The sequence below is a fragment of the Nonomuraea sp. NPDC050478 genome, from assembly GCF_044458265.1.
Lineage (GTDB): Bacteria > Actinomycetota > Actinomycetes > Streptosporangiales > Streptosporangiaceae > Nonomuraea > Nonomuraea ferruginea.
Map to the genome: position 1 here is coordinate 64,231 of NZ_JBITHT010000006.1, position 16,089 is coordinate 80,319.

At 71.8% G+C, this 16,089-nt stretch carries 17 protein-coding genes; 5 read left to right on the forward strand and 12 right to left on the reverse strand.

The features are described 5' to 3' along the window. Nucleotides 1-41: 41 nt before the first annotated feature. The 5 genes from ACIBF7_RS29325 to purU form a co-directional block, all read right to left on the reverse strand. Nucleotides 42-716 (reverse strand): response regulator transcription factor, encoded by a 675-nt coding sequence (locus ACIBF7_RS29325; protein WP_271279716.1) that lies wholly within the window; start codon nucleotides 714-716, stop codon nucleotides 42-44. Next, nucleotides 713-2,095 (reverse strand): HAMP domain-containing sensor histidine kinase, encoded by a 1,383-nt coding sequence (locus ACIBF7_RS29330; protein ID WP_219547011.1) that lies wholly within the window; start codon nucleotides 2,093-2,095, stop codon nucleotides 713-715. Before ACIBF7_RS29330 ends, ACIBF7_RS29325 begins: the two co-directional genes overlap by 4 nt. A gap of 12 nt (nucleotides 2,096-2,107) precedes the next feature. Then, complete coding sequence (locus ACIBF7_RS29335; protein WP_148029908.1) at nucleotides 2,108-2,455, reverse strand: hypothetical protein; 348 nt, start codon at nucleotides 2,453-2,455, stop codon at nucleotides 2,108-2,110. Nucleotides 2,456-2,525: 70 nt separating this feature from the next. Further along, a complete protein-coding gene (locus ACIBF7_RS29340; protein ID WP_148029907.1) occupies nucleotides 2,526-3,389 on the reverse strand; it encodes an SDR family oxidoreductase in 864 nt (287 codons plus the stop codon). Nucleotides 3,390-3,430: 41 nt separating this feature from the next. Then, complete coding sequence (gene purU, locus ACIBF7_RS29345; RefSeq protein WP_148029906.1) at nucleotides 3,431-4,282, reverse strand: formyltetrahydrofolate deformylase; 852 nt, start codon at nucleotides 4,280-4,282, stop codon at nucleotides 3,431-3,433. A gap of 133 nt (nucleotides 4,283-4,415) precedes the next feature. Between purU and ACIBF7_RS29350 the strand changes: the two genes are divergently transcribed. Continuing rightward, nucleotides 4,416-5,360 (forward strand): inorganic phosphate transporter, encoded by a 945-nt coding sequence (locus ACIBF7_RS29350; RefSeq protein WP_219547005.1) that lies wholly within the window; start codon nucleotides 4,416-4,418, stop codon nucleotides 5,358-5,360. Beyond that, nucleotides 5,357-6,007 carry a DUF47 domain-containing protein gene (locus ACIBF7_RS29355; protein ID WP_261808368.1) on the forward strand — a complete coding sequence of 217 codons (651 nt, stop codon included), beginning with the start codon at nucleotides 5,357-5,359 and terminating at the stop codon, nucleotides 6,005-6,007. Before ACIBF7_RS29350 ends, ACIBF7_RS29355 begins: the two co-directional genes overlap by 4 nt. Before the next feature lie 61 nt (nucleotides 6,008-6,068). Here the strand turns inward: ACIBF7_RS29355 and ACIBF7_RS29360 are convergent, their stop codons facing one another. Then, nucleotides 6,069-6,953 (reverse strand): TIGR03620 family F420-dependent LLM class oxidoreductase, encoded by an 885-nt coding sequence (locus ACIBF7_RS29360; protein ID WP_148029904.1) that lies wholly within the window; start codon nucleotides 6,951-6,953, stop codon nucleotides 6,069-6,071. Between the two features lie 34 nt (nucleotides 6,954-6,987). Between ACIBF7_RS29360 and ACIBF7_RS29365 the strand changes: the two genes are divergently transcribed. Both ACIBF7_RS29365 and ACIBF7_RS29370 read left to right on the forward strand, forming a co-directional pair. Then, on the forward strand, nucleotides 6,988-7,341 hold the full coding sequence (locus ACIBF7_RS29365; RefSeq protein ID WP_148029903.1) for a helix-turn-helix transcriptional regulator: 354 nt from the start codon (nucleotides 6,988-6,990) through the stop codon (nucleotides 7,339-7,341). Beyond that, nucleotides 7,338-7,784: an NUDIX hydrolase gene (locus ACIBF7_RS29370; RefSeq protein ID WP_271279711.1), complete on the forward strand. Its 447-nt coding sequence runs from the start codon at nucleotides 7,338-7,340 to the stop codon at nucleotides 7,782-7,784. Before ACIBF7_RS29365 ends, ACIBF7_RS29370 begins: the two co-directional genes overlap by 4 nt. Before the next feature lie 53 nt (nucleotides 7,785-7,837). On the opposite strand, the gene ACIBF7_RS29375 is transcribed toward ACIBF7_RS29370, so the two are convergent. Further along, nucleotides 7,838-8,614 carry a hypothetical protein gene (locus tag ACIBF7_RS29375; protein WP_148029901.1) on the reverse strand — a complete coding sequence of 259 codons (777 nt, stop codon included), beginning with the start codon at nucleotides 8,612-8,614 and terminating at the stop codon, nucleotides 7,838-7,840. 49 nt (nucleotides 8,615-8,663) lie between these two features. Then, nucleotides 8,664-9,293, reverse strand: coding sequence for a TetR/AcrR family transcriptional regulator (locus ACIBF7_RS29380; protein ID WP_271279710.1), 630 nt, complete (start codon nucleotides 9,291-9,293; stop codon nucleotides 8,664-8,666). A gap of 89 nt (nucleotides 9,294-9,382) precedes the next feature. On the opposite strand from ACIBF7_RS29380, the gene ACIBF7_RS29385 reads away from it, so the two are divergent. Beyond that, complete coding sequence (locus ACIBF7_RS29385) at nucleotides 9,383-10,327, forward strand: zinc-binding dehydrogenase (RefSeq protein WP_271279709.1); 945 nt, start codon at nucleotides 9,383-9,385, stop codon at nucleotides 10,325-10,327. 69 nt (nucleotides 10,328-10,396) lie between these two features. Here the strand turns inward: ACIBF7_RS29385 and ACIBF7_RS29390 are convergent, their stop codons facing one another. From ACIBF7_RS29390 to ACIBF7_RS29405, 4 genes are all read right to left on the reverse strand, one after another. Continuing rightward, nucleotides 10,397-12,103 (reverse strand): tetratricopeptide repeat protein, encoded by a 1,707-nt coding sequence (locus ACIBF7_RS29390; protein WP_364237457.1) that lies wholly within the window; start codon nucleotides 12,101-12,103, stop codon nucleotides 10,397-10,399. 193 nt (nucleotides 12,104-12,296) lie between these two features. Further along, a complete protein-coding gene (locus ACIBF7_RS29395) occupies nucleotides 12,297-13,520 on the reverse strand; it encodes a DMT family transporter (protein WP_364237455.1) in 1,224 nt (407 codons plus the stop codon). Nucleotides 13,521-13,799: 279 nt separating this feature from the next. Then, complete coding sequence (locus ACIBF7_RS29400; RefSeq protein ID WP_271278058.1) at nucleotides 13,800-14,279, reverse strand: GNAT family N-acetyltransferase; 480 nt, start codon at nucleotides 14,277-14,279, stop codon at nucleotides 13,800-13,802. Continuing rightward, nucleotides 14,276-15,817, reverse strand: coding sequence for an XRE family transcriptional regulator (locus ACIBF7_RS29405; RefSeq protein ID WP_271278057.1), 1,542 nt, complete (start codon nucleotides 15,815-15,817; stop codon nucleotides 14,276-14,278). Before ACIBF7_RS29405 ends, ACIBF7_RS29400 begins: the two co-directional genes overlap by 4 nt. Nucleotides 15,818-16,089: the final 272 nt, after the last annotated feature.

Consider the following 16,089-nt stretch of genomic DNA (forward strand, 5'->3'; position numbering starts at 1 on the left):
TCCACCGGTTGGCCCCCCGTGAGCACGTGATGAGAGTCCCTTCACCTAGGGGCGCCCTCGGCCTTCAGCCGGTAGCCGGTCCCCCGTACCGTCTCGATGCGGTCGGCGCCGAGCTTGCGGCGCAGGTAGCGCACGTACACGTCCACCACGTTCGAGCCCGGGTCGAAGTCGAACCCCCACACGTGGCTGAGCAGTTGCTCCCGCGTCAGCACCTGGTCGGGATGGCGGCAGAACACCTCCGCGAGCGCGAACTCCCGCGTCGACAGATCCACCGACCGCTCCCCCACGTACGCGCGCCGGGTCCGCAGGTCGAGCGCGAGGTCGGCGACCCGCAGCACGGTCACCTCGGGGCTGCGGTCGGCGCGCAGCCGCAGCCGCACCCGGGCCAGCAGCTCCTCGAAGGCGAACGGCTTGGCGATGTAGTCGTCGGCCCCGCCCTCCAGCCCCGCCACCTTGTCGGTGACGCTGTCACGGGCCGTCAGGATGATCACGGGGATGCCGACCTTGGACTCCCTGAGCCGCCGCAGCACCGTGAACCCGTCGCTCAGCGGCAGCCCGATGTCCAGGATGAGCAGGTCGAAAGCGCCGCTTCCCGCCATGTCGTAGGCGGCCAGGCCGTCGCTGACCACGGCGGTGACGAAGCCGTTGCCGCGCAGCCCTTTCTCCACGAAGGAGGCGATCCGCGCCTCGTCCTCGGCGATCAGGATCCGGTTCACCGCAACTCCCGCATCGGAATGGTCATCACGAAGCACGCCCCGCCTCCGGGGGCGTCCTCCACCTGGACGGTGCCGCCGTGGGCCTCGGCGATGGACCTGACGATGGCCAGGCCGAGCCCGGCGCCCTCGTGCGTACCGGAACGCTCGCCGGCGCGCATGAACCGCCGGAAGATCCGCTCCCGGTCGGCCGGCGGCACTCCCGGCCCGTCGTCGCGCACCCACAGCCGTACGAAGCCGTCCTGGACGGCGGAGCCGACGGCGATCTGGCCGTCGTCGGCGGTGTGGCGCACGGCGTTGGCCGCGAGCTGCATGAGCGCCTGTGTGAGCCGCTGCCGGTCGGCGGGAATGCGCGCCTCGGCGACCTCGTCGACCCGCCAGCGCCGTTCGCCGAGCGCCCGCGCCTTGGCGACGACGCTGACGGTCAGGTCGGCCAGCTCGACCTCGTCGATGTCGAGGAAGCCGGGCTGTTCGGCCTTGGCGAGCGTGAGCAGGTCGTCGACCATGCGGTTCATCCGGTCCAGCTCGTCGGTGACCAGGGCGAGGGTCTCGGCCCTGTCGTCGGGGTCGTCGCCCATCAGCTCCAGGTGGCCGCGGATCACCGTGATGGGGGTGCGCAGCTCGTGACCGGCGTCGTCGACGAAGTCCCGCTGCACGGCGAAGGCGTGCTCCAGCCGGTCGAGCATCCGGTTGAAGGTGCCGGCCAGCTCGGACACGTCGTCGTCGCCCGGCACGTCGAGCCGTCTGGTGAGGTCGGAGGAGCCGCTGATCCGTTCGGCGGTCTGCCCCACCAGCCGGATCGGCGCCAGCACCCGCCCCGCCACGAACCAACCGGCCGCGCCGGCCAGCGCGAGTGCGGCCAGCGAGGCGAGGGCGAGCACGCGGATGGCGTTCAGCACCTCCTCGCGGTAGTGGTCGTAGAAGACGGCGATGACCAGCTGGCCCCGGCGGGCGTCGCCGTTCACCTGGACCGGGATGACGGCGTAGCGGACGGTGCCGGCGGCGCTCTCGGTCTCGCCGCTCGCCGGCTCGGTGACCTGCCCCAGACGCGCCACCAGCGCGTCGTCGGTGTCGAGCCGGGCCAGCGGCGGAATCCCGGTGATCTTGTGCGGCCGGTCGTCGAGGATCGTGAAGAACGTCTCCCATTCGTCGGGCGGGTTGTAGGAGAGGTATCCGCTGAGCAGGGTGTCCACGTCCCGGACGTCGACGGCGGTCGCGGCGTAGCGGCGCAGCTTCTCCGCCTCGTTGCCGAACTCGGCGTCGATCCGGTCGTCGATCAGGCGGTCGAGGATCGCCCAGGTCGCGAAGATCGCGATGAACAGGGCGAGGGAGACGACCGCGAGCATCCAGCCGACGATCCGGCCGCGCGCGGTCACCCGCATGCCGGCGAGCCGTCAGTCGTCGTCATCGTCATCATCGTCGTCGTCATCGTCGTCGCCGCCCGGCCTGGGTGACGGGGGCCTGACGGGCTCGGCCTTCGTCTCGCGCGGCGACGGAGACGCTGACGGCGTCTTCTCGGCGGTGGCGGGCGTGGCCGTCTCAGCGGCGGCGGACGTCTCGGTCCCGGCGTCCGGCGTCGCGGCGCCGTCCCCGGTCTCCGTGGCCCCCGGCGGCTCGTTCGAGACCACGACGGGCCCGCCGAGCTCGGGGCCGCCGGCCGCGACCCGCATGAACCCGATCGTCACGGCCACGGCCACGAGCAGCCCGGCCAGGATGGCGAGGAGAGGTGCTCGGCTCTTCATACGCTCCAGCATGCCGGGACATGAGGAGAGAGACCTGAGTCTGAGATGAGAGAACTCTCATCTGACGTGGTCAGCCGGGCAGCGTCTCCCCGCCGATCGGGGCCAGCACCTCGCCCGTGTAGTACGACGACATCAGGTCCGAGGCGAAGAACACGTACGAAGGAGCGATCTCGTCGGGGTCGGCCGCCCGCTTCATCGGCACCTGCTTGCCGAACTGCTCGACCTTCTCCTCGGGGAAGGTGGCGGGGATGAGCGGTGTCCAGACCGGCCCAGGCGCCACCGCGTTGACCCTGATGCCCCGGTCGACCAGGTTCTGCGCCATCGCGTAGGTGAAGGCGTTGATCGCGCCCTTCGTCGCGGAGTAGTCGAGGAGTGTCTTGTTGCCGCGCAGGCCGTTGATCGAGGAGGTGTTGACGATGGCCGAGCCCTCCCCGAGGTGGGGCAGCGCGGCCTTGGTGACGCGGTAGTAGCTGTGGATGTTGACCGCGAACGTGTGCTCCCACTGCTCGTCGGTCAGCTCCTCCAGCGAGTCGACCGGCTGCTGGTAGGCGACGTTGTTCACGACGACGTCCAGGCCGCCCAGCTCGGAGACGGCGCGCTCGACGACCTGGACGCAGTGGTCGCGGTCCGCCAGGTCGCCGGGGAGCAGCACGCAGCGCCGCCCTTCGGCCTCCACCAGCTTCCTGGTGTGGTCGGCGTCGTCGTGCTCGCTCAGGTAGGCGATCGCGACGTCGGCGCCCTCCTTGGCGAAGGCGACGGAGACGGCGCGGCCGATGCCGGAGTCGCCGCCGGTGACGAGCGCCCGTTTGCCGGACAGCAGGCCCCGGCCCTCGTAGCGGCGCATCTCGTCGCGTGGTTCCGGAGCCATCTCGCCGGTGCCGCCCGGGTACTGCTGGGTCTGCGGCGGTGGTGTGGAGTTCGGTTCTTCAGGCATGTCCAGCGCGTGCCCCGGCTGGGGCACGGCTAACACCGGGGTCAGCGGGGGAACACGATGGTCTTGTGGCCGTCGAGCAGGACCCGCTGCTCGGTGTGCCATTTGACCGCCCTGGCCAGGGTCAGGCTCTCGACGTCGCGCCCGATGGCGGCGAGATCTTCGGGTGAGTGGCTGTGGTTGACCCGGGCGACCTCCTGCTCGATGATCGGCCCCTCGTCGAGGTGGGACGTCACGTAGTGGGCGGTCGCGCCGATCAGCTTGACGCCGCGGTCGTGGGCCTGGTGGTAGGGCTTGGCGCCCTTGAAGGACGGCAGGAACGAGTGGTGGATGTTGATCGCCCGCCCGCTCAGCTTCGCGCACAGCTCCTCGGACAGCACCTGCATGTAGCGGGCCAGCACGACCAGGTCGACCTGGTAGCGCTCGACCAGCGCCAGCACCTCGGCCTCCTGCTTCGGCTTGGTCTCGGGCGTGACCGGCAGGTGGTGGTAGTCGATGCCGTGGGACTGGGTGAGCGGGCGCAGGTCGGGATGGTTGGACACGACCGCGACGACCTCGAGGTCGAGCGCGCCGCTGCGGACGCGGTAGAGCAGGTCGTTGAGGCAGTGGTCGAACCGGCTCACCATGATGAGCACCTTGGGCTTCCTCGCCAGGTCGCGGAGCTGGAACTCCATGCGGAGGTCCGAAGCCAGGGCGGCGAAGGCGGCCCGCACCTCGTCCTCGCCGACCGGCGAGGTGAACTGCACCCGCATGAAGAACCGCTCGCTCTCGCGGTCACCGAACTGCTGGCTCTCGGTGATGTTGCAGCCGTGCCTGGACAGCAGGCTCGACACGGCGGCCACGACTCCGGGCCGGTCGGGACAGGACAACGTGAGGACGTACTCGGCAACGCTCATGGATCGCTCTCGGTGAGGTCTGCGCGACTGAATCCATCGAGGTTACCGCCCCCGGGAAGCGCGGTCTCCCCTGCCTTATGCGCCCGATCTTGGGTAGATATCCGCTATACACAGCTTTTGCAGGAGGTTGCCCATGCCCGCAGACGTCGTCGTGCTCGTCGCGGTCGCAGGGCTGTTCGCGATCGTGTCCGGCATGAACGACGGCGGGGCGCTCCTGGCGACCGGGCTCAAGCTGCCGGCGATGCGACCGGCGACCGGGATCCTCGCCATGGTCGTGGTGATCGCGCTGGTTCCGCTGGCCACCCACCAGGTGGCGCTGACGTTCGTGAACCGGCTGGCCTCCTTCGACGGGCCCGGCGGGCGGGCGGCGACCTCGATCGCCGTACTGAGCGCGATGGCCGTGGTCACCTTCCTGACCATGAAGGGCCGCCCGACCAGCCTCACGCTGGCCCTCGTCGGCGGGCTCACCGGGGCGGGCCTGGGCTGGGGCCTGCCCGTCTCGGGGCCGTACGTGGCGCTGGTGCTGGCCTTCGGCCTGGCCGCGCCGATCGTGGGCGGCCTGGTGGCGTGGGCGGTGACGACGCTGGTGGTGCGGTTCGCCAGCGCCGACCGGCTGAGCGGCCTGCACCGCGCCGGGTTCGTGGTGCAGATCGTCGCGTACGCTGCCAACGACGGACAGAAGATGCTCGCCATCTTCATGATCGCGCTGAGCTTCTCCGACGCGCCGCTGCCGTACACGACCCTGACGGCCGTGCTGTTCGGGCTCGGAGCGATGTACGGGCTCCCGAAGGCGGGCCGCACGCTCAGCCGCGAGATCATCGCCTTCCGCCCGCTGCACGGCGTGGCGGCGGAGCTGTCGGCAGGGTCTGCCGTGCTCGGCTGCTCCGCCGTGGGCATGCCGGTCAGCATGACGCAGGCGATCGCCGGCGGGCTGATCGGCGCGGGGGTGGTGCGCGGCAGCGGCCGGGTCCGCTGGTACGCGGCCGTGAAGATCGTGGTCGCCTGGCTGCTGACGCTGCCGGCCAGCGGCGTGCTGGGCGCGGTGGCGGCCTACGCCGGAAAGGGAGTGATGATGTGAAGGGCGGCAGGCTGGTGAGGCGGCTGCGCAGGATCCGTGACCTGCTGACGGGGCACATGGACACCGCGCTGTCGGACGCGCTGCTCGGGCAGCTGAAGGCCACCAAGGAGGGCGCGTGGCTGGCCATGGCGATGATCGGCGGCGAGGTGGGCAGGACGGGCGCGCACGAGCAGATGCGCACCATCGAGCACCTCGGCGACGAGGAGCGCCGCCAGCTCGTCGAGGAGCTGGAGTCGGCCCTGATCACGCCCATCGACCGGGAGGACCTGTTCAGGCTGTCGCGCTCGATCGACGACGTGCTGGACTCGCTGCGCGACTTCGTCCGCGAGTCGCACCTCTATCGCGTGCCCGACCAGATCCGCTTCACCCCGCTGCTCGACCAGGTGATCGTCGGCATCGACGCGCTGGAGACCGCCGTCCGCGACCTCGTCTCCAGCCCGTCGGCCGTGCCGCACGACGCGCTGGAGGCCAAGAAGGCCGGCAGCGCGATCCGGCGGATGTACCAGTATGAGATCTCGCGCATCTTCTCCGGCGAGCTCACGAACGACCGCATGAAGGAGCGCGAGCTCGTGCGCCGTCTGGAGATCGTGGGCATCGCCATCGGCGAGGCGGCCGACGCGATCGCCGACGGCGCGATGAAACGCTGAGTCATGCCGGGCCGCCCGGCGCCCACGCTCCCCGGACCGTCTTCAGGACGTCACAGGTCCCTCACCGCAGGCCGAGCGCGGGGGCGAGGAGCTCCAGCTGGCGCAGGGCGTCGTCGAGGTCGGGGCCGCCGGGCGACAGCGGCTGGATCGCCACGTGGTCGGCGCCCGCGCCGAGGTGCGCCCGCACCCGCTCGGCCACCGCGTCCGGGCTCCCCCAGCCCACGATCGCGTCCACCAGCCGGTCGCTGCCGCCGCCGGCGAAGTCGTCGTCGGTGTAGCCGAGATCGCGCAGGTTGTTGAGGTAGTTGGGCAGGGAGAGGTAGACGGACATGTGGTCGCGGGCGATCTCGCGGGCCCGCGTCGGATCGGTCTCGACGAGCACCGCCTGCTCGGGCATGAGCAGCTTGCCCGGCCCCAGGATCTCCCTGGCCCGCTCGCTGTGCTCGGGCGGCACGAAGTAGGGGTGGGCGCCGTCGGCGCGGTCTCTGGCCAGCTCCAGCATGCCGGGGCGGAGCGCGGCGAGCAGCCGGGGCGCGTCGACCTCCCGGTGGTGCTTCGCCGTCTCGTCCATGCCGTCCAGATAGCGGCGCATCGCGGTGAGCGGCTTGGCGTAGTCGTGGCCGCGCGCGTTGACCAGCGGCGCGTGGCTGACGCCGAGCCCGGCGATGAAGCGGCCGGGGAAGGCTTCGCCCAGCGCGAACCTGCTGCCCGCCATGGCCGCCGCGTCGCGTGACCAGATGCTGGCGATGCCGGTGCCGACGGCGATCCGGCGGGTGGCCGCCAGGAGGATCGCCGCGGACACGAGCGGGTCCTTGCTGCCTGGGCCCTCGCCCACCCAGACGGACCCGTACCCGAGCTCCTCGGCCCGGGCGGCCGCCCGGCCGCCGGTCTCGCCCGGCGCGTTGCCGAAGAGGGGATGCCAGACCCCGACATGTCCGATGTTCACCGCGCGCTCCTCGCGACTAAGATGTTCGATCGAGATGGAACACTACACCGACGTTCGATCCCCATCGAACACGACACGCGGCCCCGTCCACGTCTCCCCCGCCGAGGCGACCCTCCAGGCCGCCCTCGACGCGCTCGGCGACCCCGTCCGCCGTCGCATCGTCCGCGAGCTGGCCGGGGTGCCCGACTGGAGCCGCGCCTGCGCCGCCTTCCACCACCTGCCGGTCGCCAAGTCCACGCTCAGCCACCACTTCGCGGTGCTGCGCGGCGTGGGGCTGCTGGAGCAGCGCGAACAGGGCGCGCGCCGGCTCAACCGGCTGCGCCGGCCCGAGTTCGACGCCCGCTTCCCCGGCCTCCTGGCCCTGGTCCTCGACGAGGACGAGACGTGACGGCCGTCAGCGCCCGCCCGGCCGCCAGGGTCGTCTGCCTCGACCGCGACGGCAGGGTGCTGCTGCTCCACTGGCACGACAAGGTCAGCGGCGCCGACCTGTGGGAGCCGCCGGGCGGCGGCCTCGACCCCGGCGAGACGCCCCTGCAGGCCGCCCGACGCGAGCTGACCGAAGAGACGGGCCTGCCGGGCTCGGCCGTCGAGGACCGCTGGGTCGCCGTCGACCGCGACTTCCCGTGGCTGGGCGTACGTTACGTCAAGAGCGAGCGGTTCTACCTCGCCCGCTTCCCCGAGGCCCGCCCGCCGGTGGACCCCGGCGAGCTCACGGAGGAGGAGCGCGAGGCCTACCTGGGCTGCGTCTGGGCGGAAGACCTGCCGGACAGCGTGCAACCGCCGAACCTGGCGGAGGTGATCGGCGAGCTCACCGGCGTCCGGCCCCGCTGAGGGCCCACAGCTCACCGCCGGCACGGGTTCGGGCGGTGCGACCGTCCGGACGGTCACGCCTGGTAGCCCAGTTCGGTCAGCGACATGGTCAGGAGCGAGCGCAGCAGGGGCCCCGCCACGCGCTCGTGCTCGGCCTCGACGGACAACCCGGCCAGCACGTCGGCGCGGTAGGCGTCACGTTCGCCCGCGTCCGCGTAGGGCTGCGCGGTCAGCGCGACCACCACCGTCGCGCGGGTGTCCTCCGACGGCAGCACCGCCACGGCGTGGGTGCGCAGGCAGGTCTCGTCGGGCTCGCCGAACCACCCGCACTTCACCCCCGACCCGGGCGCGGCCAGCGCCTCCCTGACGCCGAACGCCTGCTGACCCTCCACCTGCCGCATCCACTCCAGCACGTCGCCGGCCACCGGGTCGCCGGCCAGCGCCGCCTGGGCGAGGGCCGCGTACGCGGTGGCCACCTCGTCGGCGGCCACCTCGATGGACCCGAACCTGGAGGGGTCGCCGTTGTGCATCGGCCAGGAGACCCCGGTGCGCTGGTAGATGTCGTCCAGGATGACCAGCGGCCCGACGGCCAGCCACAGGCTGCGGGTGTCGGCGTTGGACGAGATGACCACGGCCGGCTCGGCGTGGCGTCGCCACCGCTCGGCGTCGGGGATGCGACCCGCGGTGACCCACGCGTACAGCGGCTTGAGCAGGGAAGCGCAGCGCAGCCGGTGCGGGCCGGAGCGGACGGCGAGGGTCCGGGCGGGCGGGCCGCCGTGCCCTCGGCTGATGCCCGCCGTCTGCGCGCTCGCGCCCGGCTGGAGATCGCGTAGCAGCTCGTTGAAGCCCACGCACCCACGGTAGTCCCCAAGGCCCGTCCGGGCAGGGCATTCCGATGCCTCACGAAGTGTCGGGGGTCCAGCGGCCTTCGTACCAGTCGAGTGACGGCGGGTCGCCGGGCAGGGGCGTGGCGCCGGGGGCGCGCAGGCCGTCGAGCGCGATGGCCAGGAGCCGCTGCTTGAACCGGTCCTGCAGCTCGTCCGGTGGCCCGGGAGCCGGCCTGCTGAACTGCTCGATCAGCAGCGACACGTCCAGCTCCGTCACGTCAGCCCGCAGCGCCCCGGCCTCGCGGGCCCGCGCGACGAGCCGGCCGGCCAGCTCGGTGGCCTGTCTCGCGGTGCGCGACATCTCGCCGGTGACCTCGATGGTGCCCGCCACCGGCGCCAGCGCCCCGGACCCGAAACCCACGCAGGCCCGCACGTACCCGGCGAACCCCTCCCACGGGTCGTCCTCCGCGAGCCCGGCCGAGGCCGCCTCCACCACCCGCTCCATGGCGATCAGGCACAGCCGCTGCAGCAGCTCCTCCTTGGTGCGGTAGCGGCGGTAGAGGCTGCCCATGCCCAGCCCGGCGCGCTTGGCGATGGCCGACACGGGGGCGTCGAAGCCCTGGGTGGTGAACACCTCGTGCGCGGCCCGCAGCAGCCGCAGGTCGTTGCGCGCCGCCTCGGCCTGCCTGCCGCGCCTGCTCATGCCGTACAGGATAGCCGCCTTGCGGAGCGCAGCGCTCCGATATACCGTCGCGATCGGAGCGGAACGCTCCGGTTGAGGAGAGGTGTGTCATGCGTGCGGTGATGTTGAGGAAGTTCGGCGGCCCGGAGGCGCTGGTCGCCGAGGAGGTGCCCGATCCGGTGCCCGGGCCCGGGCAGGCGCTGATCGAGGTGGCGGTCGCCGGTGTGACATTCGTGGAGACGCAGGTACGGGCCGACCGGGGGCCGCGCACCGCCGAGCTGCCCGCGATCCTCGGCAACGGCGTGGCCGGCACCGTGAAGGCGGTGGGCGAAGGCGTGGCGGGGTCGCTGGTGGGCGCCCGGGTGGTGAGCACGCTGGGCGGCTACGGCGGTTACGCGGAGCTGGCCGTGGCGGGCGCCGGCGACGTGATCCCGATCCCCGGCGGCGTCTCGCCGGAGCACGCGGTGGCGTTGCTGGCCGACGGCCGCACCGCCATCGGCCTGGCCCGCGCCGCCGGGCCGAAGCCGGGCGAGTGGGTGCTGGTGGAGGCGGCGGGCGGCGGCGTCGGCAGCCTCCTGGTCCAGCTCGCGGTGGCCGCCGGCGCCCGGGTGATCGGTGCGGCGAGCAGCGCGGCCAAGCGCGGGCTCGCCGCCGAGCTGGGCGCCGAGCTGACCGTGGACTACACCGAGCCGGGCTGGGCCGACCGGGTCCGCGACGCGGCCGGTGCGCTGGACGTGGTCTTCGACGGGGTGGGCGGCGAGATCGGCGCCACCGCCGAGACGCTGCTGCGCGACGGCGGCCGGATGAGCGTCTACGGCATGGCGGGCGGCCCGATGACCACTCCGGGCCCGCGCGTGACGGCGGTCCCCTGGCCCGCCACCGACCTGCGCGAGCTGTCCAGGGCCGCGCTGGAGGAGGCCGCGGCGGGTCGGCTCCGCCCCACGATCGGCCTGGCACTCCCGCTGGAGTCAGCCGCCGAAGCACACGCCGCCATCGAGGCCCGCCAGGTAACCGGCAAAACCCTCCTCATCCCCGCACCCTCCGCCGACGCCTGACCAACGCGGCGGGCAACCGGGGGACGCTTTCCCTCGGCGAGGGGACGTGGCAGTGGAGCCGGGGTTGGGTCAGTGGTGGGTCGCGCGGGTTTCGTCGGCTTCGGCCTCTTCGGTGCGGCCGAGTGCGCGCAGGGCGACCGCCCGGTTGGCGTACAGGTCGGGCTGGGGGCCCAGCTCGATCGCCCGGGTCAGGTCGGCGACCGCCCCGGCCGGATCGCCGGCCTCGTACCGGAGGACTCCCCGGTTGCCCCAGGCGGCCACCAGCGAGGGCGCCCGGTCGATCGCCAGGTCCAGCGCCCGGCGCGCCTCCCGCAGCCGTCCCGCCGCGGTCTCCAGCTGGCCGAGCACCGTGAGCAGGTGCGGGTTCCCGGGCGCGCAGGCGAGCCCGGCCTCGACGTCCGCCCGCGCCTCCGCGTCCCGCTCCAGCGCGGCGAGCAGCCCGGCCCGGTTGATGTACGCGTCCACGTAGGCGGGATCGAGCTCGATCACCCTGGCCAGGTCGGCCAGCGCGCCCGTCACGTCGTCCTGGGCGATGCGGAGCTCCGCCCGGTTGTAGTGCGCCTCGGGCAGCGGCGGCCCGGCCGCCAGCGCCGACTCGTAGTCCGCCAGCGCCTCGGCGTGCCGGCCCAGCTTGAACAGCAGGTTGCCGCGGTCCACGTAGTAGTCGGGGAACATCGGGTCGACGGCGATGGCGGCGGAGAAGTCCTCCAGCGCCTCCTTGGTCCGCCCCAGCCCGGCCAGCAGCTGGGCCCGGTTGGCCAGCAGCACCATCCGGTGCACCGGGTGCCGCTCCCCGAGCTCCCCGGCCAGCTCGATGGCCGACTCGACCAGCGCCAGCGCCTCGGACAGGCGGCCCTCGCGCAGTTCGACGAGCGCCAGCCCGTTGCGGTCGAAGCCGAGCTTGAACGCCCGCTGCCCGGGGTCGGGCAGCAGCGTCGAGATGGCGATCGCCTGGTTGATCCACCCGCGCGCCCTGCCCAGGTCGCGCCGCGCCCGGTCGGGGTCGCGGGCGTCCAGCATGGCCAGCCCGTACGCGGTCGCGGCGTGCACGGCCGGGTCCTGACTGGACCGGCGCGCCCCCTCCCACACGACGCGCGCCTCGGCCCGCCGGTCGAGGCCGCCGAGCGCGGTCGCGGTGCGCTGGGCGAGGCGCCACCACGGCTCGCCGCCGGGCCCGGCCAGCGTCAGCGCGCGCTGCCCCAGCTCGGCCACCGCGTGCAGGAAACCCTCCCGTACGCACCGGTCCACGAGCGTCCACAGCTCGGCGGCGTCCCGGGTGTCCGGCGGCGGCTCCGGACCGTCCGCGTACACGGTGATCGCCAGGACGGCCGGCGGGATCCTGCGCATGAGCACGTCGAGCAGCTCGGTGTCGGTGGGGTCGGCGTGGTCCCCGTTGCAGACGGCCAGGGCGAGGCCGGGCTGCACGACCTGCCGGACGAACTCGGCGATCCCGTTGGCCAGCCGGAGCGTGCGGCGGGGCGCGGGGACGAGGATGCGCTCCTCGTCGGACAGCCGCGCGTCGAGGGTCACCCGCCTGGCGGGCACGAGATCCGCCAGCGCGGGCGCGACGGCCCTGATCTCGATGTCGTGCTCGGCCACCAGCTCGGGGCGCCGGTCGAGGGCCTCCGGCACCAGTCCCCTCAGGAGCGCCGCGCCGACGGTGTAGGGGCCGAGCGGCTGCCGATGACCGTCGATCACGGGCATCAGCAGCCGCGCGTTCCCGAACCGTACGGGCGGACCGCCCGGAGCTCTGAGGTGGGACCGTTCCTCTGTCACCCCTTGTGAATGACGCTGGAGGTCCCACCGAGCCGCGCGGTTCCGGGCTTGCGGACGACGATGCGCTTCATCATGCACCTCTTCACTGGAGTAATATTCATTATTCGGACACTCCAGCGAATATCAAGATATATACCCAATAAGTCAGAGTATAATTACTGAGAAGCGTTCATTATTTCTCCCGCCTATAGCCCTATTGTGACCGAAACCGGCAGGGGTACGTCGCCCCCGATCTTTTGCCGCCGGGTTCGTTCATGAGCTCACACAGGCAACGGCCCAGCCGCGGCACCGAATCGCAGCACCCCTCCGCGTTCTCGTTCCTGGCCCGGACGATGCGGCTGGCCCGCTCGATGAGCCGCTCCAGGCTCGGCTCCCCCGTCCCCTTGGCCGCACGGCCAGGCCACAGGCACGCGTCGGCGCCCGCGCACGGACCGGGCGGGAGCGCCGGCGGCACCTTGCCGTTCAGCATCAGCGGGTCCCCGCGCTTGACCTTCAGCTCGCCCAGCACCCAGGACGCCCGCCGCGAGACCATGAGCAGGTCACGGCGGCGCGACTGGGGCTCGTCCAGCGCGGCCCCGGGCGACGGCACCGCCAGCAGCATCGCCGCCGCCATCAGCCCGCCGCCGAGCAGCATGCTCCAGCCCAGCTGCTCGCCGAACCAGATCACCGCGATGGCCGCCACCCAGAAGGGCTGCGACGACATCAGCACGGCGCTGGGCACCGCGGACACGTACGCCTGCCCGTACGAGCGAGCCAGGAAGCCGAGCGCGCACGACACGACGGACAGGTGGCCGAGCACCACCCAGTCGGACGCGGTGCCCGGCAGCGTGATCCCGTCGCGCACGGCCAGCCCGCCGGTCAGCAGGCCGATGACCCCGAGCTGGATGACCGTCAGCGCGTACGCGTCGAACTGCTCACCCTTCCTGGACAGGCGGCCCAGCAGCAGCGTGTGACCCGAGTACAGCGCCGCGGCGCAGAGCGTCACACCGAGGGCCAGCAACGAGAAGCCCCCGCCCTCGATACCGCGCAGCAGCGTGAACACGGTCATGCCGGCCATCGCCAGCACCACCCCGATCCACACCCGGTAGGGCACCTTGGCCTTGAACAGCGCCAGCGCCATGACCGGTGTGATCACGACACTGCACCCGACGGCGAACCCCGAGACAGCCGCGGGCAGGCTGTAGAGTGCCACGGCCTGCGCGCTCTGCCCCACGCCGAACATGGCCCCCAGGATGAGCCCGTTGATCCACGTCCGCCGCGACAGCCCTCTCAGGCACCTGGGCCGGATGAGGAGCAGTGTCAGAGCCGCCAGCGTGTAGCGCTCGGCGAGCAGATCCTCGACCGGTAAGCGGTGGATGAGATCCTGCATCAGCGGGAAGGCCGACCCCCATGCGGCGCTGACGAACAACAGAAGCACGGCTCCCATAAGGGGTCGGGGAGCGGGCACGACTGCCATGCACGGAAGCATCTCACTACGGATCACGGCAGCCGGATCGCCGATGGTCTGCGGTGATGTTCCTCTACCACCGGGAGTGAAGACCCTCACCCAAGGGACCGGACATCCTTATCCTCCAAATCCGGAGATCCGGCAATTCCCCACATACCGCCACCCCCTCTTCGGCCGTATCTGCCAACCGCCCAGGGCGCACATCAAAAGGAGAAAGCGCCCGAAACGGGCGCCTTCTCCGACATATCCTTAAATTTCAGCAGGTGCGGGTGACAGTCGCTTCTCCCCGTAGACGACAGTGAGCTCGCCCACCTGCTCCCGCGCGACCTCCCGCCACCCGTGCCGCTCGTACAGCACCAGCGCGGCCCCCTGGTTGAGCGTGGTGTCACCGCTCAGCCGGCGGAAACCCAGCTCGGCCGCGCGCTGTTCGAGCGCGGAAAGCATGGCGGAGCCAAAGCCGCGCCCCTGGAACGCCGGGTGCACGCGCAGCCGGCACACCTCGGCGGTCGCGCTGTCGACCGGTTTCAGCCCGCCCATGGCGACGACCCTCCCGCCGGTCTCGCCGACCAGGAAGTCGCCCCCGCACGCCAGGTAGATCTCCTGGATGCGGGGGAAGTCGTCGTCGTAGTAGACCCCGTCGCCCGGCACCAGCCCCACCTCGGCGAGGCAGATCTGATGGAGGGTGAGGATGGTGTCGAGGTCAGACCACCGGTAGCGGCGGATCCTCATGCACCGCCGGCCCCTTCTCCCCCGACGGGCTGCGGGGGCCGCAACTGCTCCTCGTAGGCGGCCAGGCCCGGGTGGGCGGGCTCACGGGCCCGGATCGCCTGCGCCAGCGCGAGGGCCGGACGCATGATGAAGTCGGTGCGGTATTCGGGGCCGAGCAGGCGCAGCGCCTCGGTGCCGATCCGCAGCGCCTCGCCCGACTCGCCCTCGATCAGCCTGCACTGCGCCTGGTCCAGCCTGATCAGCGTCTGGTCCAGGATGTGGTCCTGGTACTGGTGGAGCGCCTGATCGAGCACCAGGTCGGCCTCCAGTGTCTGCCCCAGCTTGGTCAGCACGTCACCCTGGTAGAAGTAGAGCTGCTTCTCCGTGTAGCCGAAGGCCATGTCCTCGCGCTCCTTCCCCTTGATGTGGGAGAAGGCGCTGCGCGCCCGCGCTAGAGCGCGCTTGGCCTGGTCGACGACCTCCTTGCGGCTGTCTGTGCCCGAGAGCATGGCCAGCGCCCTGGCCTCGACGACGGGAGCCATGGCCTGCGCCGCGCACGGCGTCTGGCCCGCCAGGTCGCGGCTCTTCTTGGCGAGGTTGAGCGCCTCGCGGGCGTCGCCGTAGTAGAGCGGGACGAGCGCCTCGCGTGCGGTCACCCACGCGCGCAGGGCCCGGTCGCCGGTCTCGTCGGCGGCGGTGCGGCCGGTGCGGAAGAACGACCGGGCGAGCCGGTGGTCGCCCAGGTTGATCATGATCATGCCGCTCAGCCCGGAGAGCTGGGCGGCCATCCGGCACAGCCGCTCCTGCAGGTCGATGGGCTGGCGCCGGGTCATCGCGTTGCGTACCGCGCTCAGCTCCAGCAGCACGTCGCAGAGCAGCCGGAGCGGCGCCGTGGTCGTGTACTGCCGGCCGAACGCGAGCGTGGCCTCCTCCCACTGGTCGAGCATGGCGGGAGAGACGCTGGACGACACGAGCGTGTAGTCCATCCGCCGGCGGATGCCCTCGCAGGCGCCCAGCACCGGGCCGGTGAGCTTGGTCGCCCCGGCGTCGTTGTTGAGCAGGTTGAGGAGTGCGCGCCGGAGGATGTTCTCGTCCTCCTCGCTGTCGACGTTCTTGTCGGGATGCAGCGACGGGGTGCGCAGCTCGGTCGGCTCGGGCAGGGCCGCGCCGTGACGGCCGTTCACGTCGGCGCCGCCCGCGAGGACGCCGGGCATCCGATGGCCGTGGCCGCAGATGCACGGCCCGTCGTAGCCGAGCGAGGGGGGCTCGACGCGGTAGACGGTGCACAGGTAGTGGAGGTATTCGGGGCCGGGGCGTTTCAGCCCGCTCTCGTACGCCGACAGCAGGGTCTCCCCGATGCCCGGGGCCGGCTTCTCGTCGCGTTCGAACAGCGCTCTGACCTGTTCGATGACGTCGGCGAGCGCGATGCCGTAGGCCAGGCGGTGACACTTGATCTTGGTTGTGCCGAACTGCGCGCCACAGGCCTCGTGGATCTCTTCAGCGATCTGGGCAGCGGTGCGGCCGACGGCAAGGCCCTTGGCCCTGATCCGGCGAGCCATTTCCGTTTCCCTGTGCTGTCTGCCGGACATCCCGGCCCCTCTCACGCATGTGTCCCGACCGGCTCATCACCCTAGTCACTGAGAGTAGCGTCCAGGTTGCAGTCCGCCTAGCCTCGACTATGGCTCAATGATGGCGTGTTGAAAACGCCTCCTTGAAGGCTACGGATAAGGATCGTCCTCCGGCGGACTGTTTCTTACATTCCGGGAGTGACAAGGCGACTCCCTGTGAGCATGTATGTCGCGTTGCGCAACCAGCCGACATGAGTCATCTT